This is a genomic window from Candidatus Dormiibacter sp., assembly GCF_050999135.1.
GTDB classification, from domain to species: Bacteria; Chloroflexota; Dormibacteria; order Dormibacterales; family Dormibacteraceae; genus Dormiibacter; species Dormiibacter spiritus.
This window is the reverse complement of record NZ_JBPCPN010000010.1, coordinates 22972-44841: the sequence shown is the minus strand read 5'-3', so window position 1 is coordinate 44841 and position 21870 is coordinate 22972. Positions and strand designations below refer to the sequence as shown.

General features: G+C 66.1%; 26 protein-coding genes and 1 pseudogene. 3 read left to right on the top strand and 24 right to left on the bottom strand.

Annotation, left to right across the window (positions count from 1 at the left end; all coding sequences use genetic code 11):
* The first annotated feature begins 44 nt into the window (after positions 1 to 44).
* Both erpA and ACR2MZ_RS02620 read left to right on the top strand, forming a co-directional pair.
* Positions 45 to 425 (top strand): iron-sulfur cluster insertion protein ErpA, encoded by a 381-nt coding sequence (gene erpA / locus ACR2MZ_RS02625; protein WP_434003516.1) that lies wholly within the window; start codon positions 45 to 47, stop codon positions 423 to 425.
* Positions 426 to 499: 74 nt separating this feature from the next.
* Positions 500 to 967, top strand: coding sequence for a hypothetical protein (locus ACR2MZ_RS02620; RefSeq protein WP_434003515.1), 468 nt, complete (start codon positions 500 to 502; stop codon positions 965 to 967).
* Between the two features lie 113 nt (positions 968 to 1080).
* On the opposite strand, the gene groL is transcribed toward ACR2MZ_RS02620, so the two are convergent.
* From groL to thiE, 9 genes are all read right to left on the bottom strand, one after another.
* A complete protein-coding gene (gene groL, locus ACR2MZ_RS02615; RefSeq protein ID WP_434003514.1) occupies positions 1081 to 2700 on the bottom strand; it encodes a chaperonin GroEL in 1620 nt (539 codons plus the stop codon).
* A gap of 15 nt (positions 2701 to 2715) precedes the next feature.
* Positions 2716 to 3033: a co-chaperone GroES gene (gene groES, locus ACR2MZ_RS02610; RefSeq protein ID WP_434003513.1), complete on the bottom strand. Its 318-nt coding sequence runs from the start codon at positions 3031 to 3033 to the stop codon at positions 2716 to 2718.
* A gap of 118 nt (positions 3034 to 3151) precedes the next feature.
* The gene (locus ACR2MZ_RS02605; protein WP_434003512.1) at positions 3152 to 3379 is read right to left on the bottom strand and encodes a putative signal transducing protein; all 228 of its coding nucleotides are present in this window, start codon (positions 3377 to 3379) and stop codon (positions 3152 to 3154) included.
* On the bottom strand, positions 3376 to 4359 hold the full coding sequence (tsaD, locus tag ACR2MZ_RS02600) for a tRNA (adenosine(37)-N6)-threonylcarbamoyltransferase complex transferase subunit TsaD (protein ID WP_434003521.1): 984 nt from the start codon (positions 4357 to 4359) through the stop codon (positions 3376 to 3378). The genes ACR2MZ_RS02605 and tsaD overlap by 4 nt, the downstream gene beginning before the upstream one ends.
* Positions 4356 to 4916: a ribosomal protein S18-alanine N-acetyltransferase gene (gene rimI / locus ACR2MZ_RS02595; RefSeq protein WP_434003511.1), complete on the bottom strand. Its 561-nt coding sequence runs from the start codon at positions 4914 to 4916 to the stop codon at positions 4356 to 4358. The genes tsaD and rimI overlap by 4 nt, the downstream gene beginning before the upstream one ends.
* 42 nt (positions 4917 to 4958) lie before the next feature.
* The gene (gene tsaB, locus ACR2MZ_RS02590; protein ID WP_434003510.1) at positions 4959 to 5531 is read right to left on the bottom strand and encodes a tRNA (adenosine(37)-N6)-threonylcarbamoyltransferase complex dimerization subunit type 1 TsaB; all 573 of its coding nucleotides are present in this window, start codon (positions 5529 to 5531) and stop codon (positions 4959 to 4961) included.
* Positions 5528 to 5938 carry a tRNA (adenosine(37)-N6)-threonylcarbamoyltransferase complex ATPase subunit type 1 TsaE gene (gene tsaE, locus ACR2MZ_RS02585; RefSeq protein ID WP_434003509.1) on the bottom strand — a complete coding sequence of 137 codons (411 nt, stop codon included), beginning with the start codon at positions 5936 to 5938 and terminating at the stop codon, positions 5528 to 5530. The genes tsaB and tsaE overlap by 4 nt, the downstream gene beginning before the upstream one ends.
* A 4-nt stretch (positions 5939 to 5942) precedes the next feature.
* Positions 5943 to 6800: a thiamine-phosphate kinase gene (locus ACR2MZ_RS02580; RefSeq protein WP_434003508.1), complete on the bottom strand. Its 858-nt coding sequence runs from the start codon at positions 6798 to 6800 to the stop codon at positions 5943 to 5945.
* Complete coding sequence (thiE, locus tag ACR2MZ_RS02575) at positions 6793 to 7431, bottom strand: thiamine phosphate synthase (protein ID WP_434003507.1); 639 nt, start codon at positions 7429 to 7431, stop codon at positions 6793 to 6795. The genes ACR2MZ_RS02580 and thiE overlap by 8 nt, the downstream gene beginning before the upstream one ends.
* Before the next feature lie 117 nt (positions 7432 to 7548).
* On the opposite strand from thiE, the gene ACR2MZ_RS02570 reads away from it, so the two are divergent.
* A complete protein-coding gene (locus ACR2MZ_RS02570) occupies positions 7549 to 8538 on the top strand; it encodes a CAP domain-containing protein (protein WP_434003506.1) in 990 nt (329 codons plus the stop codon).
* A 598-nt stretch (positions 8539 to 9136) separates the two neighbouring features.
* Here the strand turns inward: ACR2MZ_RS02570 and ACR2MZ_RS02565 are convergent.
* The 15 genes and pseudogenes from ACR2MZ_RS02565 to rpsD form a co-directional block, all read right to left on the bottom strand.
* Complete coding sequence (locus ACR2MZ_RS02565) at positions 9137 to 9538, bottom strand: hypothetical protein (protein ID WP_434003505.1); 402 nt, start codon at positions 9536 to 9538, stop codon at positions 9137 to 9139.
* Positions 9539 to 9621: 83 nt separating this feature from the next.
* A complete protein-coding gene (rsrA, locus tag ACR2MZ_RS02560) occupies positions 9622 to 9840 on the bottom strand; it encodes a mycothiol system anti-sigma-R factor (RefSeq protein ID WP_434003504.1) in 219 nt (72 codons plus the stop codon).
* Positions 9837 to 10475: a sigma-70 family RNA polymerase sigma factor gene (locus ACR2MZ_RS02555; protein ID WP_434003503.1), complete on the bottom strand. Its 639-nt coding sequence runs from the start codon at positions 10473 to 10475 to the stop codon at positions 9837 to 9839. Before ACR2MZ_RS02555 ends, rsrA begins: the two co-directional genes overlap by 4 nt.
* Positions 10476 to 10524: 49 nt before the next feature.
* Positions 10525 to 11604, bottom strand: a complete 1080-nt coding sequence (gene alr / locus ACR2MZ_RS02550) for an alanine racemase (RefSeq protein ID WP_434003502.1) — start codon at positions 11602 to 11604, stop codon at positions 10525 to 10527.
* Positions 11604 to 12851, bottom strand: coding sequence for an NAD(P)H-hydrate dehydratase (locus ACR2MZ_RS02545; protein WP_434003501.1), 1248 nt, complete (start codon positions 12849 to 12851; stop codon positions 11604 to 11606). Before ACR2MZ_RS02545 ends, alr begins: the two co-directional genes overlap by 1 nt.
* Before the next feature lie 617 nt (positions 12852 to 13468).
* On the bottom strand, positions 13469 to 15301 hold the full coding sequence (glmS, locus tag ACR2MZ_RS02540; protein ID WP_434003500.1) for a glutamine--fructose-6-phosphate transaminase (isomerizing): 1833 nt from the start codon (positions 15299 to 15301) through the stop codon (positions 13469 to 13471).
* 78 nt (positions 15302 to 15379) lie between these two features.
* Positions 15380 to 16408 (bottom strand): CdaR family protein, encoded by a 1029-nt coding sequence (locus tag ACR2MZ_RS02535; protein ID WP_434003499.1) that lies wholly within the window; start codon positions 16406 to 16408, stop codon positions 15380 to 15382.
* Positions 16405 to 17268 carry a diadenylate cyclase CdaA gene (cdaA, locus tag ACR2MZ_RS02530; RefSeq protein ID WP_434003498.1) on the bottom strand — a complete coding sequence of 288 codons (864 nt, stop codon included), beginning with the start codon at positions 17266 to 17268 and terminating at the stop codon, positions 16405 to 16407. The genes ACR2MZ_RS02535 and cdaA overlap by 4 nt, the downstream gene beginning before the upstream one ends.
* Positions 17268 to 18185, bottom strand: a complete 918-nt coding sequence (gene argF, locus ACR2MZ_RS02525) for an ornithine carbamoyltransferase (RefSeq protein WP_434003497.1) — start codon at positions 18183 to 18185, stop codon at positions 17268 to 17270. The genes cdaA and argF overlap by 1 nt, the downstream gene beginning before the upstream one ends.
* A 61-nt stretch (positions 18186 to 18246) precedes the next feature.
* Positions 18247 to 18987: pseudogene (truA, locus tag ACR2MZ_RS02520) on the bottom strand (tRNA pseudouridine(38-40) synthase TruA); the annotation flags it as partial.
* Positions 18988 to 19019: 32 nt separating this feature from the next.
* Positions 19020 to 19415, bottom strand: a complete 396-nt coding sequence (rpsI, locus tag ACR2MZ_RS02515) for a 30S ribosomal protein S9 (protein ID WP_434003496.1) — start codon at positions 19413 to 19415, stop codon at positions 19020 to 19022.
* Positions 19408 to 19872 carry a 50S ribosomal protein L13 gene (rplM, locus tag ACR2MZ_RS02510; RefSeq protein ID WP_434003495.1) on the bottom strand — a complete coding sequence of 155 codons (465 nt, stop codon included), beginning with the start codon at positions 19870 to 19872 and terminating at the stop codon, positions 19408 to 19410. Before rplM ends, rpsI begins: the two co-directional genes overlap by 8 nt.
* Complete coding sequence (gene rplQ / locus ACR2MZ_RS02505; RefSeq protein WP_338176469.1) at positions 19872 to 20225, bottom strand: 50S ribosomal protein L17; 354 nt, start codon at positions 20223 to 20225, stop codon at positions 19872 to 19874. Before rplQ ends, rplM begins: the two co-directional genes overlap by 1 nt.
* 7 nt (positions 20226 to 20232) lie before the next feature.
* Positions 20233 to 21198, bottom strand: a complete 966-nt coding sequence (locus tag ACR2MZ_RS02500; RefSeq protein ID WP_434003494.1) for a DNA-directed RNA polymerase subunit alpha — start codon at positions 21196 to 21198, stop codon at positions 20233 to 20235.
* A gap of 39 nt (positions 21199 to 21237) precedes the next feature.
* On the bottom strand, positions 21238 to 21861 hold the full coding sequence (gene rpsD, locus ACR2MZ_RS02495) for a 30S ribosomal protein S4 (RefSeq protein WP_434003493.1): 624 nt from the start codon (positions 21859 to 21861) through the stop codon (positions 21238 to 21240).
* Between the last annotated feature and the right edge of the window lie 9 nt (positions 21862 to 21870).

Here is a 21870-nt window from a genome sequence, read left to right as displayed (position 1 = left end):
GTTGTACGATTGGTGCTCACAACCACCTTGGAGGCAACCACCCGATGATCGAGCAAGCGAGCGTCACACTCACCACCGAAGCTCTATCGCAGCTCAGAAATCTGCTCCAAAAAGAGGGCAACGAGAACCTCGCTCTCCGCGTTTACGTGAGCGGAGGCGGCTGTTCGGGCCTGCAGTACGGCATGGCCTTCGACGATGACGTCAGGCCCACCGATGAAGTGGTGAGCCAGGATGGCGTCAAAGTCCTGATCGACGACTTCAGCGCGCCCTATCTGCGCGGCTCCGAGATCGATTATGTCGACAGCCTCATGGGTGCCGGCTTCGCAGTTCACAACCCCAACGCAGTCCAGTCCTGCAGCTGTGGGCACTCCTTCGACACCGGCGACAACGCCAGCTCAGCGCAGGGTTGCGGCTGCGGACACTGATCACTAGCTCGGGCTTTGCCGCCTGATACTGATAATCGAGGGCAGACTACAATCTGCCCTTTATTCTTTTCAACGTGACCCGCCGGCGTCTGAAAGAGCTGGTTTTCCTTCTGGTCGGCGTCTCCACGCCGGTGGGCATCTTGGCGGTAAACGCCTCGGCCTTCGTGATGCGCCACCTGACCGAGTTCCGCGTCACCATCGCCGCGTGCGCGCTCGTGAGCGGGTTCTGCCTGAACGGCTTGGGCGCCTACCTGCTGGTGGGGAGGGCGGCAGCTCACACGCCGCGGATTTACCACGAGTACCGACGCTGGACCATCGGAGTCGCCGTCATCGCTGTCATTGCCTGGTCGGCCTTCGGCGCTTACGGGACTTACTGGAGCATGCAGGATCCAAGCCAGCTACCGAACGTGGCCGCCGTGCTGACTGCTGTCTGGCTGCTTCTGTTCCCCTTCCTCGGGGTCGCCGCCTCCCGCTACCGTGACTTCCGCGAGCGGCGGCGCCGGCGGCGCAGCGATCGTCGCGAACCGCTGGCCAACAACTGATCAGCCGAGCGAAACGCCGGCACGGGGAGCTGTCGGAACCCTCGGAACCATAAAAAGAAGAGGCCCCGCCGCGGCGGGGCCTCTCGCTTATCTGACGCTTTCGCTGGTCGGGGCTACATCCCCATGTCGGGCGGCATTGCCGGACCCGCGGCGTTGCTCTTCTCGGGAATCTCTGTCACCACCGCCTCGGTGGTCAGGACCATGGCGGAGATCGACGCCGCGTTCTGCAGCGCCGAGCGGGTGACTTTGACGGGGTCCACGATGCCGGCGGCAACCATGTCCACCGACTTGCCGGCGAGAGCGTCCCAGCCGTGGCCGGCCTTGCTCTCTCGCACCTTCTCGATGACGACCGAGCCCTCATAGCCGGCGTTCGCCGCGATCTGGCGAACCGGCTCCTCCAGCGCTCGCCGCACGATATTGACGCCCGTCTTCTGGTCACCTTCCAGCTTGAGACCGGATTCCAGAGCCTTCTGCGCCTGCAGCAGCACCGTGCCGCCCCCGGCGACGATGCCCTCTTCCACGGCGGCCTTGGTGGCGGAGAGAGCGTCCTCGATGCGGTGCTTCTTCTCCTTCTGCTCGACCTCGGTGGCAGCGCCGACCTTGATCACCGCCACGCCGCCGGCCAACTTGGCCAGCCGCTCCTGCAGCTTCTCGCGATCGAAGTCAGAGGTGGTCTCCTCGATCTGGGCCTTGATCGCCTTGATCCGGCCCTGGATGGCGTCCGACTTGCCGGCGCCCTCAACGATGGTGGTGTCGTCCTTGGTCACTGTCACGCGGCGGGCGCGGCCCAGCTGCTCGACCTTGGTCTGATCGAGCTTGAGCCCCAAATCCTCTGAGATGACCTGGGCCCCAGTCAGGATCGCCATGTCCTCGAGCATCGCCTTGCGGCGATCGCCAAAGCCAGGCGCCTTGACGGCCACTGCCTGGAAGGTGCCACGGAGCTTGTTGACGACCAGCGTGGCGAGCGCCTCGCCCTCCAGGTCCTCAGCCACTATCAGAAGTGGGCGACCCTGCTGGACCACCTTCTCCAGCACGGGCAGGAGATCCTGGATAGCTGTGATTTTGCGATCGGTGACCAGCACGAACGGCTCTTCCAGCACAGACTCCATGCGATCGGGGTTGCTCACGAAGTACGGCGAGACGTAGCCGCGGTCGAACTGCATCCCCTCGACGGTCTCCAGCTCGGTACCGACGCCCTGGCCGTCCTCGACGGTGATGACGCCGTCCTTGCCGACCTTGTCCATCGCGTCGGCGATGAGCTCGCCGATGGTCTCGTCTTGGGACGAGATGGCAGCGACGTGCGCCACATCCTCGTGACCCTTGATCGGCACTGCCACCCGCTTGATCTCATCGACGACTGTCTGCACTGCCTTCTCGATCCCTATCTTGAGCTGCATCGGATTGGCGCCGGCCGCCACGTTGCGGAAGCCCTCGCTGATCATGGTCTGGGCCAGGATCGTGGCTGTGGTGGTGCCGTCACCGGCGACGTCGTTGGTCTTGGTCGCCACCTCGCGCAGCAGCTGGGCGCCGGTGTTCTCGGCCGGGTCCTTGAGCTCGATCTCGCGGACGATGGTGACCCCATCGTTGGTCACCGTCGGGGCGCCGAACTTCTTCTCCAGGACCACGTTGCGGCCTTTGGGGCCGATGGTGATGCGGACCGACTCGGCGACCGTGTCGATGCCTCGCTTCAGGCCCTGACGGGCCTCTACGTCGAATACGACAGATTTTGCCATCTGGTTTCCTCCTCGCTATTTCTTGGCTGTTTTGGCTTTGCCGTTGCTGCCGACCACCGCGAGGACGTCCTTCTCGCTGATGATCAGGTACTCGATCTCTTCGTACTTGAACTCGTTGCCGGCGTACTTCGCGTAGAGCACGCGCTCACCGGTCTTGAGCTCCACCGGCACCTTGGTGCCGTTGTCGAGCAGGCGTCCGGCCCCGACCGCTTCGACTATGCCCTCCTGGGGCTTCTCCTTGGCAGTGTCCGGCAGGACGATGCCACTCTTGGTGCGCTCTTCGCGCTCGACCGGCTTGACCACTACCCGATCGCCCAAGGGCTTCAAATTCATAACTGTCCCTCCGCTGGTTGGAATTGGTTGGCACTCTCGGCTTGAAAGTGCTTAGCACTCAAGCCTTACGAGTGCTAAGTCTACGCCAAGGGCGCCTGGAGTGGCAAGACCTGACGGCTCAGGTGGGGTCGGCGGCGGACTCGATGAGATGACGAGCGGCCTGTGCCTGGGCAACCGGCACCAGGATCGAGCAGAGCTCGAAGGCGAGGCCGCCGAAGACTGCGTTGCCCCCGAGTCCGAGCCGTTCGGTTGGAATCTGGCTTGCCTCCAGGACCGCCAGTATCAGATCGGCGGCAAGGGCGGAGCCGCGGTAGACCTCAGCCCAGCCATCTGCCTTCTCGCTCACCAGCCAAGTCCCGGATCGACCGCCAAGGTGCCCGGCGCCGTGTATTCAGCGGCTGCGCCGATCATCGCTGCATTGTCCGTGCAGAGCGAAGGTGGAGGGATGGTGAGGCGCGCCCGCCGGCCGACCACCTCGGCGGCGCGCCGACGAAGCAGGCTGTTGGCGGCGACACCGCCGCAGACGACGACCTCGGGGACCGGGTTTAGCGTGAGCGCACGATTCAGCTGGCGCACCAGCGCCTCCACCAGTGAGCGCTCAAACGCCGCACACAGGTCGTCTCTCACCTCCGGGCTGAGGCGCTGAGCGCCACCCAGGTCACGGATCCGATAGAGCAGCGCCGTCTTGAGGCCGCTGAAGCTGTAGCCCAAATCGGGCAGGGCCGGAATGGGCAGCGGTTGCCGACCGGCGTCGCCGTGCCGGGCCGCGCGATCCAGGAGCGGACCGCCGGGGTAGCCAAGCTCCAGCATGCGGGCGGCCTTGTCGAAGGCTTCTCCCGCCGCATCGTCGCGGGTCCTGCCCAGCACCTCGAAGCGCCCGTGCTCAGGCATCAGAACAAGGTCGGAGTGCGCCCCCGAAACGACCAGCGCCAGCAGCGGTGGCTCTAGCTGCGGTTGCGCCAGTCGGGCCGCGTAGACGTGGCCCCAGAGATGGTTGACGCCCAACACCTCGCGGTCCCAGGCAGTGGCCAGGCCCTGGGCAAGCCCTGTGCCCACCAGCAGGCAGCCGGCCAGGCCGGGGCCGCGCGTCACCGCCAGCTGGTCGATCGCCGAGGGGCCCACACCGGCTTCCGCCAGCACCGCCGGCACCAGCGCCGGCAGCTTCTCCAGATGGGCACGCGCCGCCAGCTCGGGCACTACACCGCCGTACGCCGCATGCTCGAGTAACTGAGTGTGGACGAGCGAGCTCAGAACGCTGCGCCCGTCCTGGACCAGCGCGACTGAGCTCTCGTCGCAGCTCGACTCGACGGCGAGAGTGAGGGTCAGCCGGAATCCTTGCCGGCCAGGCCGTCCAGGTTCAGCCCCTGGACGTCATAGCCGTGTTCGTGGGCCTGGGTTTCGATGCGAGTCAGGTTCTCGGCGAAGATCCGGCGGAAGCGGCCTGAGTACATGGAGTCAGACCACATGACTATGGCGTCTTCTGCGTTGTCTGTGTAGTAACCGCGTCGGCGGCCGATGACCTTGAAGTCGAAGCCCTCGTACATGCGGATGGCGTTGAGGTTCGACGCCCGCGCCTCGAGCGTCACCCATTTGGCGCCCAGCTTGAAACCGGCCAGGAGGAGCGCTGCGAAGACAATGCGACCGAGGCCCTCATGCTGGCGGTCGTGGCGCACCCCGATGGTGGTCACATGCGCCTCATCGTGCATCCGCCAAAGGCCGCCGTAGCCGAGCAGATCACCCCCGTCCGGTGGGTCCTGGCGGAGGACTATGTAGTGGGCGCTGTTCCGTGAGGACAGCTCGCGGAAGTAAGCGTTGCGAGGCCAGGGGCTGGAAAAGATCTGGCGCTCGATCTCCTGCACCTGCGGCACATCCGCTTCCCTCATGCTTTCGATCGCCAGCTGGCGCCGGATGAGTACCACTTCGCCTTAGTGCGGGCCGAGAGACTGCATGTATCGGAGCCTGACCGTATCATAGGCGAGCTCCTGCGCCCCTTTCAGGACCCTGGCCGCCCCCTCGCTGAACGTGCGCAGCTCCGCCTCCGGCAGCTGGCTCAGGCCAGCCTCGGTGACGGCCTCCTGCGTCGGAGGGCGAAGCCAGCCGACCAGCGGCCAGCCCGCCGGTAGTTCGGCCGGAGTGCCCAGGGCGGCCACCTCGCCCGGCCCTGCGCGAAGCCAGTAAAGGCGGCCCCTCCCCGCCTCCACGACTGCAATCGCCTTTTGCCGGGCACGCGCCAGCTGAAGCTCCAGACTCCCGAAGCCGAGCAGCGGCAGTCTCAGGCCCAGGGCCAGGCCGACTGCGTAGCTGGCGCCCAACCGGAGGCCAGTGAAGGAGCCCGGACCAAGCCCCACCGCTACAGCTGTCAGATCCTGCGGCGAGCTCAGTCTGCGCACAGCCTTGGGCAGCTCGCCGTCGCGCTGAGCGGGGAGTCGTGACTCGGCCAAGGGCCTTCCCGCCGACAGAACTGCGAGCCACGTCTCCGCCGAGGAACTGTCGATCACCAGGACCAATGTTCGGGCGCTCCGGTCAAGGTCAGCCGGCGCACTGAATGCCCCAGTACCTCAAATTCCAAGCTAGCCACTCCTGGCCAGGCGAGGCGGTCTCCCCACTCGATGGCGGCCGCGCCGACTTCGAGGATCTCCTCCAGGCCTAGATCAGCTACATCGCTCGGACGAGACAACCGGTAGAGGTCGACGTGAGCCAGCGGCACGCGCCCTCCGTAGAGCCGGAGCAGTTGGAAAGTGGGGCTCAGCACGTCTCCAACGCAGCCCGCTCCGCGCGCCAGACCGCGCACAAAGGCTGTCTTACCCGCGCCGAGTTCGCCGTTCAGGAGGAGGACGTCGCCGGCTTGCAGGGAGGTCCCGAGACGCTCGCCCGCCGCCTCAGTCTCAGCCTCCCCGTGGCTCACCAGCTCAGCCGGAGAGGTGATCGTAGCCCCGTCCCGCCAGCTGGACCTCGGCGCCCCCAGCGTCGACAACCCTTACGCCGCCGCCGCTGGTGAGCTCTCCCACAACCTGCACACCGGTTGGCAGCGGCGCCGGACCGCAGCAGACCAGCTCGACCTCCTCCCCGTTGACGATCGCGGCTTCGGCGCTGGCTCCGCCCGCCAACGGCACCGCGTTGAGGCGCAGCGCTGCACCGACACCGGCCGCGGCGGCGAACTTGTCAAGCTCGCGCACGAGGCCGTCGGAGATGTCGCCGCTGCAGAGCCCGGCGGCGGCCAGCCGGGCACCGAACTGAAGACGAGGGCGCGGCCTGGTCCAGGCCAAAGACGCTGCCCCCAGCGGGCCCGTGACTCCCACGCTCCAACCCGCGCGCACCGACGCGCGCGCCTTTGGCTCCACCCAGGTGGAGCCGAGCAGCATGAGTGTGAGGGAGGCATCATGGGGGGCGCGGGTGGTGTCGCCGCCCACGAGCTTCAGCCCCACCTCCCGAGCCAGCTCGGCCAGACCGGCATAGAGGCCGCCCGCGGTCTCTGCCGTCCAGCTCACCGGGAGCGAGAGGGAGACCATGCAGTAGGTGGGACGCGCTCCCTTTGCTGCCAGGTCACCAAGCGCAAAGCACAGCGCACGCCAGCCCACGTCGGTCGGATCCTGACGACTCAGGTCGAAGTGGACGCCTTCCACCGACGTGTCGCAGGTGGCGATCGTGTAGCTGCCGTCCGGCTCTCGCCAGGCGGCTGCGTCGTCGTCCCCGGCCCCGATCACCAGCTTGCCCGATCTCGCGGCCAGGTGCGGTTTGAGCCGCTCCAGAAAGCTCAGCTCATCCATCGGCGAGCGCCTCCCTGAAGGCTCGGGCTGCCTGTTCGGACTCGGCAGCCTGACTCAGGCCGGCGATGACGCTGACCCGCCTCAGGCCCAGCGCCTTCAGCTCGCCCAACCGGTCAAGTGTGATACCGCCGACAGCGAACACGGGCAGCTGCGTCTCGCTCGAGATGCGGGCGATGGCGGCCGGGCCGAGAACCGGCTTCAAGGGCTTCTCGGCGGTCGGGAAGGCAGGCCCACACCCTACGTAATCGGCCCCGTCGGCCTCGGCCGCCGCCACTGTGCGAGACGCCCCCGCGCTTGCTCCCACCACCAGCTCCGAGCCGACCAGGCGCCGAGTGGCCGATAACGAGAGATCTTCCTCGCCGACGTGCACCCCATCAGCCCCGCAGAGGAGGGCGATGTCCACCTGATCGTTGACCAGGAAGAGCACCTGAGCCTCGGCGCAGCGCGACGCGAGGGAGCGGGCCAGCTCCAGCAGGATGTCCCGCCGCAGGCGTTTGTGGCGGAGTTGAATCAGGTCGACCCCGCCCCGGAGCCAGGCCCCAACCAGCGCTTCGACGGCAGCCGGCTCGACGCTGGGCGTGATGGCGTACAGACGAGCTGCGGCCAGCTTGCGAGCGCGGTCCTCCGTCATGCACTGGACTTTAGCGACCGACCGAGAGGGCGGTTGAGGGACAGGCAGGTAGGACGGACAGGCTGAGGCTGACCTTGCCGCCAGGAGGACCCAGGCCACCTATACTCTGGCCGGACGTTGAGTCTGAATCTGCTGGATGTCGCCATTGTGGCGGTGCTGGGCGCTCTCATCTACGACAGCCTGCGCCGTGGGTTCCCCGGCTACCTCTCCGAGTTGATCTCGTTGGGTGTCGGACTGCTGCTCGCATTTGTGCTCTACAGACCGCTGGCCGGCCTGCTGGACCGCCTCCTCCACGTAGGGCCGCTGCTCGCGGGCTTTGGCATGTTCCTGGTCCTGATGGCTCTCGTCCATGGTCTCGTCCTGCCGCCGTCGCACCGGCTGGCGGGCTGGCTCAGTCGGCGCCTCTCAGCCCTGACGCCCGGCGCCTACACCGCGCTCGGCGTCATCCCTGCCGCAGGTCTGGCGGTCATGATCATCTTTCTGCTCATCGGCAGTCTGGCAGTTTTTCCGGGCAGCCCCTCCGCATGGGTGCAGGGCTCAACGCTGGGCAGGGCCGTCGACGGTCGCTCGGGCGCGCTGAAGGGACCGCTGCGCCAGCTGCTGCTACCCGGAACCACCAACAACCAGCGCATCATAGTCAGCGAACCGCCCTCCAACCCGGGCGAGGACGCCTTTTTCAAGCTGCATTTTCCCGCCTCCATGCAGGTGACACTGGCACCCGATGACGAGGCGGCCATGCTGACCAAGCTCAACTCCGCGCGCCACGACAACGGACTCTCGAGCATTCGGCTGGACGCCGCGCTCCGCGAGGTGGCCAGGGCCCACAGCAAGGACATGTACGCTCGGCACTACTTTTCTCATCAAACCCCTGATGGCAAGACCCCTTACGACCGCCTTCGGGAGGGCAGGATCACATACGTGACAGCGGGCGAGAATCTGGCCTTTGCGCCGGACGTGGACAAGGCGTGGGACTCACTGATGAGCAGTCCCGACCACCGTGCCAACATCCTCAATCCAGACTTCCGCTGCGTCGGCATCGGCGCCTACAAAGGGGAGGACGGCTTCGAGGAGATGTTCACCCAAGACTTCACCGACTGCGCGAAATAACCGCAGCGTCAGGCGTCAGCTTGCCGGCGCAAGGTCGATAAGCCGGGTTCATCCCGGCCGGAATCCGACGCCCGTCAGCGCACATTGGTACGCCGCCCGCCCCGAGCGTCAGGCCCGAGTACACCGATCGTCAATCAGAGGCCGGGAGGGGTTCCGGAAAGGAGGCCTGCCTCCCCTTGCTCGTCAGGTCGATAGGCCGGGTTCATCCCGGCCGGGACTCGGCGCCGGTTGGTGCACAGTCATGCGGCCGTCCGTCTGAAGCGGCCACTCGCCAGCTCAGCGGTCAATTCGCTCTGACCTGGTGGGGTTCCGGAAGGGGAGGCCTGCCTCCCCTTGCTCGTCAGGTCGATAGGCCGGGTTCATCCCGGCCGGGCCTCAACGCCGGTTAGTGCACAGTCAGGCGGCTGTCCGTCTGAAGCGACCACTCCCCAGTTCAGCGCTCAATCCGCTCCGACCTGGTGGGGATTTGGAAGGGGAGGCCTGCCTCCCCTTGCTCGTTCCGCGGCCGTCCCTCTGAAGCGGCCCCTCCCCAGTTCAGCGGTCAATCCGCTCCGACCTGGTGGGGTTCCGGAAGGGGAGGCCTGCCTCCCCTGGCTCGTTACGCGGCCGTCCGTCTGAAGCGACCACTCCCGAGTTGAGCGGTCAACTCGCTCTGACCTGGTGGGGTTCCGGAAGGGGAGGCCTGCCTCCCCTTGATCTTAGGCCGCTGCTGGAACAGCAGCTCTTGAGCTCGGTAGAGGACCTCCATCATGGCGTCGACACGATAGCGGGCCTCCAGCGGTTCCTCGGTCGGCGGGAGCGCGCTCAGAACCGCCTCCGCGTGGCGCCGGAGCGCTGCAGGCACACGGTCCGACCCTCTGACATTGAGCTCCTCCAGCTCGGCGATCATCTCATCTGTCGCTCGGATCAGCTGGCCCTGCCGCGACTGCTCGATGTGGCGCCGACGCGTTTCCAGCTCCAGACGACCTATGTCGGTGTTGGCATCCTCTATCCTGGCCATGGCTTTCACAGATACGTAACCGCAGATGGCGCGGATCACTTCCAGCCGCCAGGACGAAAGGGGAACTGAAAGTGAAGGGGACTTCAGCCCAGGATCTGGCTCAGTCGCTCGCGCAGGTGCGCCGGAGCCGTGCTCTGATCGCAGCACCGCTTGACCAACCGTTTCATCCCGACTTGGAGGTCGAATAGACCTTCACACGGCGCGCAGTCGCTCAAGTGCTGGCGCACCTCCGCCATCTCCCCTTCATTCAGCTCCCGGTCCACGAAGCCTTCGAGCTTCTCCAGACACTTCCCACAGTTCACTCTCCGGATTCTCCCTTGCCCTCGCTGACTATGCCTGCCTCTCTGGCGTAGCCCAGCAGTGACCTCTGTAACTGGCGGCGGGCGCGGTGAAGGCGCGACATCACAGTTCCTATCGGGACGCCCATAACCTCCGCCGCGTCCTTGTAGGCGAAGCCCTCGACGTCGACCAGCAGCACCACCTCACGGTGCAGCTCAGGGAGCTGCTCGACAGCGTCGATGACCTCCTGCGCGGCAATCCCATCCAGCACGTCCGCCTCCGGCTGGGCGCCGACGTCGGGCAGTGTGTCGTAGAGGGACATCTCGCTGTCACCATCCAGGCTGAGCGCCTCCGGCCGGCCGCCTCGGAACCGGTCCCAGAACAGGTTCCGCATGATCGCGAAGAGCCACGCCTTCATGTTCGTCCCGCGCCTGTAGCTGTGCTGGTAGCGCAGGGCCCTCACATAGGTGTCCTGAACCAGGTCCTCAGCCTTGGCCGGGTCCCGGGTCAGCCGCAGAGCTGTGCGGTAAAGCGTATCCAGGTATCCGATCGCCTCCTGGTTGAAGCTGGTGTCAGCCGCGCCGGCCGACTGCGGCTCGGGCTGAAGGGAGACCGGTTCGGGCAGTCCGAGCCCGGCTTCCTTCGCTTCCTCTCTCACGGCAAGCAGTGTAGACACGCTGCTCTGCCGAACGTTGCGCCGGAGCAGTCTATTCCTGGTAGCGCCGGCTGACGCGCCTGCCGATCGAGGTCAGCACCTCGTAAGAGTTGGTGCCGGCGTGTCCGGCCACTTCCTCGGCGCTGATACCCTCGCCGATGAGAGTCGCCCAATCCCCTGCCCGCACCTCTTCGTCCCCGGTAACGTCGGCGGTCATCTGGTCCATGCTGATGCGGCCGATGACCGGACGTCGCTGGCCGCGAATTACGACGTCCCCGCGGCCAGAGCGAGCGCGCATGACGCCGTCCGCGTAACCGGCGGCGATAACTGCAACCCGGCTGGACCGCTCCGCCCGCCACGTGCGGTCGTAGCCGACTGTGCTGCCAGCCGGAATCTCCCTCACCTGCGTGACGCGAGCCTGGAGGGTTAGCGCCGGCCGCAGAGACGGCCATTCACAGCCGTAGAGGGCGATTCCTATCCGGACGGCGTCCAGCTGCAGTTCGGGATGCCTGAGGGCAGCGCAGCTGTTGGCGGCATGGCGCAGACCGGGCTCGACTTGAAGCTGCTCAACGACTGAGACGAAGCGGCCGTACTGCTCGCGGGTGAAGGCCGCATCGCTGTCCGAGGCAGCGAAGTGAGTGTAGACGCCACCGAGTGCGAGCCGGTCGGAGCCAGCGATCCTGCTGGCCAGCTGCGGCGCCTCCGCCAGGCTGCAGCCAAGCCGGCTCATACCGGTGTCTACCTTCAGCTGCACGCTGAGGCGCGAGCCGGCGGGAACCGCTCGCTCCAACGCGTTCGCCAGCTCCCAGCTGTGACAGGCCACTGAACAGCCCGCCGAGGCGGCCGCCGGAGCGTCGTCGGCGGTGAGGCCGCCCAGTACCAGCAGCCGCTCGGGTGGAACCAGGCCGCGCAGCTCCAGGGCTTCTGGCAAAGTCGAGACGGCCAGGCCCCAGGCGCCGGCCGCCAGGGCTGCGCGCGCCACCGGGGCAGCCCCGTGGCCGTAGCCGTCCGCCTTTACCACGGCGATGCAGCGTGTGGTCGGCTTGAGACGGCTCCGCACCGTGCGCAGATTCGCGGCGATTGCCCCCAGATCGACCGAGGCGACCCGCTGCGCCGGCGGCAGCTCCGCCATCAGTGACCGCCTGCCCGCAGCACCTTCATGACCAGCGGAATCTCGCCCAGCAGGTCGGAGGCGAGAAGTCCCGATTCGCCGAGTCTGCCGCTCACCCGGCGGCCTGCCTCCGCGTGGACGTAGACAGCGGTGACCGCCGCCTCAAACGGCCGGCAGCCCTGGGCCAGCAGAGCTGCGACCAGCCCGGTGAGGACGTCGCCAGTCCCGCCTGTGGCCAGCGCCGGAACCTCGTGGGGATCCTCGGAGATGGGCCCCTCCGCGCGACAGACCAGGGTTCGGGCTCCCTTCAGCACAACAGTCGCGCCGCTCTGATGGGCGGCCTGGCGGACGGCTGTCGGGCGATCCGCCTGGATCTGCTCGGTGCTGAGGTTCAGCAGCCGGCCGAGCTCGCCCGGGTGGGGCGTCAGCACGCGAGTCGGCCCCAGCTTGGCAAAGAGACGGCGGTTTTCAGCCAGCGCATTGAGCGCGTCAGCGTCTATGACGAGGGGCACCTCCGCTTTCCCGACCACCTCGTAGACCATGCGCCACGTGGACCGATCACGGCCCAAGCCGGGACCTATGTAGCCGGCGGCCGCCGCGTTCAGTTGGCGCAGCACACTATCCGCTGCCGCGTGGCTGATGGCTCCTGGCGCCCCCTCCGGGAGCCGGTTGGCCATCACCTCCGTGCACTTGACGGCCAGGATGGGATAGAGGCTCTCGGCCACCAGCAATCTCACCATCCCCGCCCCCGAGCGGGCGGCCGAAGTGGCCGAGAGGAACGCTGCCCCGGTCAGTCCCAGACTTCCGGCCACGCCGACCACGGTTCCGAACGAGCCCTTGTGCGCCTGCGGCGGTCGCTGCGGCAGCACGACCGCTTCGGGTGCTGGGAGTGGTTCCTCCTGAACATCCGCCAGGGCCAGGCTGGCGCTGGCGATTGCGATCCCCGCCTGGTGGGTGATGCTGACGGCGATTTTGGGCTGGGCGCGCGCGTCCGCGGAACCTGACTCAAGCAGGTGGACCCGAGGAGCGCCGTCGGGTCCAGGCAGGATCTCGATGCTGCGGCGCGGGTAGCGGATTGGCGTGCCCGTGAAGCACTTGATCACCGCCTCCTTGGCCGCCCAGCGACCGGCCAGCTTCTCACTCCGGCCGCCGCAGTAGGCGAGCTCGGCGGGCGTAAAGGTCTTCTTCAGGAAGCCCGCCCCGGAGCGCCTGACCGCCAGCGCCATGCGCTCCACTCCGCACACGTCCACCCCAACAGTCCGAATCACCCAGAGGAACCCCTAGGTCGTCCAGTCCCCGAGATCTTGAGAAGCCGAGCAGGCATTTTGCGTCCTCCCCCCGCGGCGCGGGAGGAGGCTCGGACGGGGCGTCAGCGGCCCGCCTTGCCCACGCCGCCCTGTGGGGAGACCTTGCGTCCAAGGTCCGTCAAACCCCTCTCGAGCGCCCAGGAGCTGCGGCGAGATGCCCAGGACCGAAATGGCGGCTCTGACATAGCCTGCAATCGAAGGCCCCCCACCTGCCTCCCCCCGGGGCGGGGGGAGGACGACCTCAACCAAGAGCGTCTCAGCTACTCGGGGATCGGCCACCCTAGGTCGCGACCGCTGCCGAACTGCCTTGGGCCCGGTGTGAGGTCGATAGGCCGGGTTCATCCCGGCCGGTACACGACCTGGGCCCAGGAACCGATGCTGGCTTCACGAAGAGCAACTGGCGCAGACACTGACCTGAGGTTAAGCACAAACCTGGTGGGGTTCCGGAAGGGGAGGCCTGCCTCCCCTTTGCCTGTTGCTTCACGAAGAGCAACCGGCGCAGCCACTCACCTGAGGTTAATCACAAACCAGGTGGGGTTCCGGAAGGGGAGGCCCGCCTCCCCTTGCCCGTTGCCCGTTCATTCAACGGTTACGGACTTCGCCAGGTTGCGGGGATGGTCCACATCCTTGCCCAACTCCAGCGCCACGTAGTAGGAGAAGACCTGCAGCGCGACGCTGGCCAGGACCGCGGAGGTGAGCTCGTCTGCACGAGGGATGACCAGGAGGTCGGTGGCCAGCTCCTGCAATTGGGCCTCCCCTTCGCTGACGACAGCCAGGACTGGCGCGGCGCGGGTCACGAACTCATGCACGTTGCTGATCATCTTCTCCCGAGTGGAGCTCTCAGTACAGATCGCGACGACAGGAAACTGAGGGTCCAACAAAGCGATCGGACCGTGCTTCGCCTCTCCGCCGGAGGAGCCTTCGGCGTGGATGTAGCTGATCTCCTTCAGCTTGAGCGCACCCTCCAGCGCGACGACGTGACCGAGACCACGTCCCACGTACATGAAGTTGCGGTAGTGAGCGTAGCGGTGAGCCAGGCGGGCGATGTCCGGCTCGGATTGGAGGAGACGCCGGATCTGCTCCGGCAGCGCTCGCAGGCTCGCGGCCAGCTCCTGGCGGCGCTCGATCGGCAGTCGGCCGCGGCCGCCGGCCAGGCGGAGAGCGAGGAGGCCCTGGCTGACCACGTGGGCAATGAACGTCTTGGTGGAGGCAACGCTGATCTCAGGCCCTGAATTGAGATAGATGGCGCCGTCGGCGTCACGCGCGGCGGAGCTGCCGACCACGTTTGTGACAGCGACAGTGAGCGCCCCACGCGCCCGGGCCAGGTTCAAGCCGACGAGGGTGTCAGCAGTTTCGCCCGACTGGGTGATCACCACTGCCAGATCGTCCTCTGTCACAGTCGGCTGGCGATAGCGAAACTCGGAGGCGTCAATGGCCCGGGCCGGCAGGCCTGCCCAATCCTCGATCAGCTGCTCTCCTGCCAGCGCTGCGTGCAAGGAGGTGCCCATGCCCAGCAGCAGCACCTGGCGGCAGGCGCGCAAACGCTCAGAGGGCACGTCAAATTCGGCGAAGTGAACGTTGCCAGCCTCGTCCAGCCGGCCGCGCAGAGTATTCGCCACCGCGTCCGGCGTCTCGTGGATCTCCTTCAGCATGAAGTGAGCAAAGCCACCCTTCTCGGCCTGGCTCACATCCCAGTCGACGTGCACTATCTTGGGCTCCACAGGGCGACCGTCCAGAGTCGAGACCTGGGCGCCCAGCGCGGTCACCGCCGCCAGCTCACCTTCGCCCAGAATCAGCGCCCGCTTGGTGTAGGGAATGATCGCGGTTATGTCAGAGGCTATGAAGTTCTCCCCTTCGCCCAGACCCACCACCAGAGGTGCGTTGAGACGGGCGCCGACCAGCAGATCCGGATCATCAAGGCAGAACATGGCCAGGGCGTAGGCGCCGCGCAGCCGCTGCAGGGCCTGCCGGACGGCCGCCAGAAAATCACCCCGGTAGTACTGCTCGATCAGGTGTGGCACAACCTCGGTATCGGTGTCCGAGAGGAACTCATGCCCGGCCGCCGACAGCTCGGCCTTGAGCTCCGCAAAGTTCTCGATGATGCCGTTGTGCACGACAGTGATCCGGCCTGTGCAGTCGGCATGCGGGTGCGCGTTGACGGTGGTGGGCTTGCCGTGCGTGGCCCAGCGGGTGTGGCCGATGCCCAGATGGCCGCTCGGTGCCTGCCCCCGCAGCTTTTCGATTAGAAGATCAACCTTGGCCTCGCTCTTGGTGAGACTCGTTGTCTGCTGGCCCGTCTCCAGCACCGCCAAGCCGGCCGAGTCATAGCCCCTGTACTCGAGCCGCTTCAGCGCCTCGAGCAGGATGGGAGTCGCTTCGCGCGGCCCGAGGTACCCGATGATGCCGCACATTACGTGTTCACCTGAGACGCTCTGAAACTGATCTGGCTGCTCAACTTGCCAACTTGAACGTCAGGCAGGCCAGAACGGTTATCCACTGGCGGTCGGAGAAGGAGAGGGACTGGTTCCGGGTGGCGGGCTGGGCGCCGCGCAGTTGAAGGCCCGGTTCAGGGTGAGAGTGATCTTTGCGCTCTTGGGTGTGATGCTGACCTGCTCCGGCGCGCGCAGCGCGACTGTGTAGGTCCGGTTGGTGTTGAGGCCCGAGATGTCGATCGGGTCGGTCGAGACATCGTTGAGCTTCGCCACGGTGTCGGCCGGCCCCTGCACGGTTACGAACTGGCCCGGCAAATAGTCGACGCGGGCGATCGCAAAGCCGCAGGCCTGGATGCCAGTGATGGTCGGGGTGATGGGCACTGTCTTGGTTTGAGTGCCGCCTTGGGTGTCGATCCGCACGGTTACGCGCGGCGGCGTCCAGCTCGGAGCTGGGAAGCGGTTGAGCTGACTCAAGTCAACCGGGCGGCCGCGCTGCTGGAAAAGAACGCGCTGGCTGGGCGTCTCGATTGTCGCAGCGGTGGAGATGGGTGCGTCGTAGAGCACATAGGCGGTGAGGTCGTTCAGATCGCTCGCTGCCGACGTAACGGAAACCTTGCAGGGGCCCTGGTCGTTACCGCAGACCGCGGCGCTGGTCTTGACCTGGATGCCCGGGCTGACTTTGGGCGTCTGCACCTCGATGTCCAGATCAGCTGTCTGGAGGGCTTCGATGCTCACTGTGATGGGGACCGAGGCAGAGCGCAGCGTCACCCCGGAGGGCACGTCGGCAGGTCTGGCGTAGAAGGTCTGATTCGGCCCCGGGTGGGCTTTCTGCAAATCCAGGCTGACCCCCGCGGCAGTCGCGCGGTATCGCTCGACAGCGTCGTGCAGGCCCACCACCGGCACAGTGACAGTCGTTTGGTACTGCGTCAGAACGAGCTTGTTGCCGCTGGGCAGGTTGTACTGCACCTTGGCGCTCACGCTCTGCACCTCGAGCGGGTTCTCGGAGAAGGCGAGCGCTCCCAGCAACGCGAGCGTGAGTGCCAGCGCCAGCGCCTTGAGCCGCCAGTTGGCGACTATCCAGCTCACCTGTAGAACCTCGTCTGCAGGAAGCGCCAGTTGGGCAGATTGGGGCGGCCCGAACCCTCCGGCTGGCTGCGCTGAAGGCTGCCAGTGAGCCTGGCGCGAAGCCCGTCGGCGTCCAGGTTGCGGGTGATGTTTCCGTTCTCCACGACGGAGATTCCACCCGTTTCCTCCGAGACGACCAGCAGGAGTGCGTCGGAGGCCAGAGACAGCCCGATCGCCGCTCGGTGCCGGGTGCCCAAACGCTCATGGATGACCGACTCATCGGCGAGCGGGAGGAGGCAGCCGGCGGCCAGAATTGTGTTGCCGCGGACAATCACCGCGCCGTCGTGGAGGGGCGAGTTGGGGAAGAAGATCGTCTGGAGAACCTCCGCTGACAGCTCGGCATTGAGGCGCACGCCGGTGCTGGCGTAGTCGGCCAGACCGGTGTCTCGCTCGAAAGCTATGAGAGCGCCAGTGCGCCGAGCGGAAAAGCGCTCGGCCGAGCGGATCGACTCCGCTATGGAGCGATTGAACTGCTGGCTCGAGTAGGTGGTGAGTCGGGGCAGGTTGCCGATTCGGCGGCCGACGACGTCGAGCATGCGGCGCAGCTCGGGCTGGAAAAGCACGACTATCGTGATGACCAGGACGGGAGCCGCGTTCTGGAACAGCCAGCCGAGCAGGATGAGATGGAACTGGGTGGCGACCAGCCCGAGAATGGCCAGTACCACCAAGCCCACGATGAGCTGGGTCGCCTGCGTGCCGCGCACCAGGCGCAGGGCCTGATAGAGGATGAAGGCGACCACTATCACGTCCACCAACTCGAGCGGTCCAACGCGGGCCAGGATCTCGAGGAACTGCGCCAGCGCAGCGCTGAGCGCCTCCATCAGGGCTGCGCCCGAAAGAGCAACGCAAGCAGCGCCATCTGGACGTGAAGCCGGTTCTCCGCCTGATCGAAGACGCGCGACTGCGGGCCCTCCAGCACCGCCTCGGAGACCTCCTCCCCCCGATGGGCGGGCAGGCAGTGCATGAAGATCGCCTCGGGAGCGAGCTGCATTACTTCCTCATCGACCTGGTACTCGAGAAATTCTCGCCGACGCTGGCCGGCTTCGGACTCCTGGCCCATCGAAGTCCATACATCTGTATAGACGATCGAGGCGCCCGCTACGTTCGACAGATCTGCGCTGACCTGAACGTCGGGCGCGGCGGCCTCCGCTTCAGGGCGCGGCCGGTAACCGGGGGGACAGATCACCACTAGCTGAAATCGTAGAAGCGTCGCCGCCTCCATCAAGGACTGGACCACGTTATTGCCGTCTCCGACGAAGACTACCTTCGTCGAGGCGTCCAGACGGCCCACAGCCTCGCGCATTGTCATCAGATCGGCCAGCACCTGACAGGGGTGCGACGCGTCAGTCAGCGCGTTTATCACTGGCCCCCGGCAGCCGTCCGCAAGAGCCAGGAGGTCGGCGTGATGGAAGAGTCTGGCGACTATTCCGTCAACGTAACGGTCCAGCACCCTGGCCACATCTGCGGCCGTTTCCCTCCGGCCGATGCCGATCTCATCATCCTGCAGGGTGACCGCGCGGCCGCCGAGCCGGTTGATCGCCACTTCAAAGGAGACGCGGGTTCGGATCGATGGCTTCTGGAAAAGCAGAGCCAAACTCTTGCCGGCCAGCGGAGTTCCCGGCCAGCGCCCACTCTTGATGGTGGCCGCGAGCTCGAGAATGCGCTCAAGCTGCTGGCGCTGCAGCTGCGCCAAATCGAGAAAGTCGGCGCCGACCAGGCTCTGCAATTGGCTGGTCACCATGCAGACACTAACGCTAAGCGCACTTCTAGAGTTGCGCCAGGCTTTTTCGGCCGCACCTCTAATGTTCCCTGTCCATCTCCCCGGGTGCATACCCCACGCGCATCAGCGTCAACCCCCGCGCCGGCGCCCTGGGCGGCGCCAGTTGCGGGTCGCGGGCCGCGAGCAACTGCGCCAGCCAAGCCGGCTCCTGGCGCTTGGCACCGATCACCCGCAGGGCGCCGGCGATGCCGCGGATCTGGCCCCGCAGAAATCCCTCGCCGCTGATCATCAGGTCCACCAAATCGCCTTCACGAACTATCTCCGCCTCCCACACCGACCGCGTGCGTTTGTGCAGCGGTTCCGCGGCTGCGCAGAATGCCGTCCAATCGTGCCTGCCCACGACCGCGGCCACCGCCTGGGCCATTGCCGCCTCGTCCAGCCGGCGGTGCACATGCCAGCACTGATGGCGAAACAAGGCGGGACGGGCTCGTCGATCGAACCAGCGGTAGCGGTAGAGGCGCTCTCGCGCTGAGAAGCGGGCGTGGAAGCCGGTCGGCGCCAGCTCGGCGGCGACCACGCTCACATCTGCCGGCAAGCGAGAGTTGAGAGCCTCTCTCAGTCGGTCGACGGACAGGCGGCCAGAATATTCGAAGCTGGCAACCTGGCCCAGCGCATGCGCTCCCGAATCGGTGCGGCCCGCACCGTGAACTGCGGTCTTTGCCCCCGTGAGATGAAGCAGCGCTGCCCGCAGCTCACCCTCGACAGAGCGATGCTTGGGTTGCAGCTGCCAGCCGTAGAAGTCAGTGCCGTCGTACTCGAGTACGAGCTTGACGGTCGCTGCCCCTGAGTCAGCTAGCGCTTGGTGTACTGGGGCGCCTTGCGGGCGCGTTTCAGGCCGTACTTCTTGCGCTCCTTCATGCGCGCGTCCCGGGTGAGCAGGCCAGCCCGTTTCAGCACTGGGCGGAGGTTCTCATCGAAATCGATGAGCGCCCGGGCGATACCGTGAGCCACCGCTCCCGCCTGGCCCGAGACACCTCCGCCTTCAACCTTGACGCTGATGTCGAAGCGACGCAGGTTGTCGGTCAACCGAAGCGGGTTCAGCGCTGCAGTCTCCAACGTGCGGCGGCCCAGGTAGCTGAGCGGAGCCTTGTCGTTGATCAAGATGCGGCCACCGCCGGGTGCAAGCCTGACCCGGGCGATGGCCGTCTTGCGCCGGCCGACGGCGCCGGTGTACTGCTGTTCAGCCAACCTGCATGTCCCCTTTCTGGTCGAAGGTGATGGTCTTGGGCTCCTGGGCCTGATGGGAGTGCTCACCGCCCGCATAAACGCGAAGCCGAGCCAGCATGGCGGCCCCAAGTGTGTTGCCTTGAAGCATCCCCCGGACGGCGTTCTTGATGGCAAACGTGGCATCGCGCTGGGTCTGCTCGCTATAGGTGCGCGTGCGCAGTCCGCTCGGGTAGCCGGTGTAACGCGTGTACTGCTTGTCAGACGCCTTGCTGCCAGTCACCACCGCGCGAGCGGCGTTGAGCACTATCACGTGGTCGCCCGTGTTCAAGTGGGGGGTGTAGGTCGGCTTGTGCTTTCCCTTTAGCAGCTTGGCGACGTTGCTGGCCAGGCGACCGACTGGAATCCCTGTCGCATCGACCACGTACCAGTCGCCCTTCAGGTCTTCCTGGCGTGCAGTCCAGGTCTTGAACTTGGCCATCAGTCCACCAACTCGATGATGACCATCGGAGCGGCGTCCCCCAGCCGGGGACCCTTGTGAATGATCCGGGTGTAGCCGCCCGGCCGCTCGCGAAAGCGCGGCATGAGGTTGCTGAACAACTTGTCGGCCACCCCACTATCCGAGATATCCTCGGCCACGCGTCGGCGGGCTGCCACGTCGTCAGCTTTCGCGGTCGTGATCAGCCGGTCGACCCAGCGCCGCAATTCCTTGGCCTTGGCCTCGGTGGTAGTGATTCGCCCGGAGTCGAGCAGGGCTGTGCACAGGTTGCGCATCAGCGCCTTGCGCTGGTTGTGGTTGCGGTTGAAGTGGCGGCCACTCTTCAGGTGTCTCATGGTCGTGCTAGCTGAAGATGGTGTCCATCTGATCTGGCTCGACGAAGCCTTTCTCCACGAGCCTTTCCCGGATCTCATCGAGCGACTTCTTACCGAAGTTGCGCAGGCTGAGAAGCTCCTCCTCTTTTCGGCTGAGCAGCTGGCCAACCGTATTGATGTCGTTAGCACGCAAGCAGTTGTAGGCGCGCACCGAGAGGTCGAGATCCTCGATGGCTATCTGGTCCAACCGGTTGCGCCCAGACTCGGCCGCCTGGCCGGTGGGGGCTGCGAGCTGGATGTTCTCGCCGAACTGGGTGAAGAGCTCGAGGTGTCGGGTGAAGAGAGAAGCGGCGCTGCTCACCGCCTCCTCCGGGCTGAGCGTGCCATCCGTCCAGACCTCCAGGTTGAGCCTGTCGTAGTCGGTGGACTGGCCTACCCGCGTCTTCTCGACCACGAAGTTGGCCTTGGTGACCGGCGAGAAAATGGCGTCGATCGGGATCACGCCGATCGGCTGGGCCTCGTGCTTGTTGCGGTCGGCGGGCACATAGCCCTTTCCCCGCTCCACCGTGAGCTCGATCCGGAGCCGGCCCTTCTCGGCCACAGTTGCCAGGTACAGATCGGGGTTCACCACCTCGACATCCGCGTTCGGCTCGATGTCCGAAGCGTGCACTTCCGCCGGGCCGGTCGCGTCGAGCCGGATGCTCACAGGGTCCTCGGTGTAGCTCTTGAGGCAGAGCTGCTTCAAATTCAGGATCAGCTCGGTCACGTCCTCTTTCACGTGAGGGACGGAGGTGAACTCATGAGCGATGCCGTCGATCTGAATTGACGTCACCGCGGCGCCCCAAAGCGAGCTCAGGAGGACGCGGCGCAGCGTGTTGCCCAGCGTCGTACCGAAGCCGGGCTCGAGCGGCTCGATCTCGAACTTACCGTAGCGGTCGTCGCCCTCCAGCTTATGAACCTGGGGCGTCACCATCATCTGCGTGTCAATCGCCAAAGAAAACTCCTCTAAGAGACAGAACCAGTGGGCGGTCCACTAGCGTGAGTAGAACTCAACAATCAGTTGTTCCTCGACGCCACTCTCCATCTCTTCGCGCTCCGGCAGGCTGAGCAGCTTGCCGGACTGATCGGATTCGTTGAAAGCGAGCCAGGAGGGCACTGTGCGAGCTTGGGAAGCGTCGCGCGCGACGGCTATCACAGCGCTGTCCGCGGCGCGCACCTTGAGCACGTCGCCTGGCTTCAGCTGGTAGGCCGGAACGTTGACAGTGCGGCCGTTGACCTCGAAATGCCTGTGGGAGACAAGCTGCCGCGCCTGCTTGCGGGAGGCGCCCAGGCCCAGCCGGTAGACGACGTTGTCCAGCCGCAGCTCGAGATGCCGGAGCAAGTTCAGGCCGGTGACGCCCGGCTGGCGCTCCGCCAGCTCGAAGTAGCTCCGGAACTGCCGCTCGAGCAGGCCGTAGGTGCGCCGCGCCTTCTGCTTGGCTCGCAGCTGGACGCCATAGTCGGAGACCTTCCGACGCCGCGCCATGCCATGCTGACCGGGCGGCACAGCTCGGCGCTCGATGGCGCACTTGGGCGTATAGCACCGCTCGCCTTTGAGGTAGAGCTTGGCGCCTTCCCGCCGGCAGAACCGGCAGACCGGCCCGTGGTAGTTAGCCATCGGTCAGCC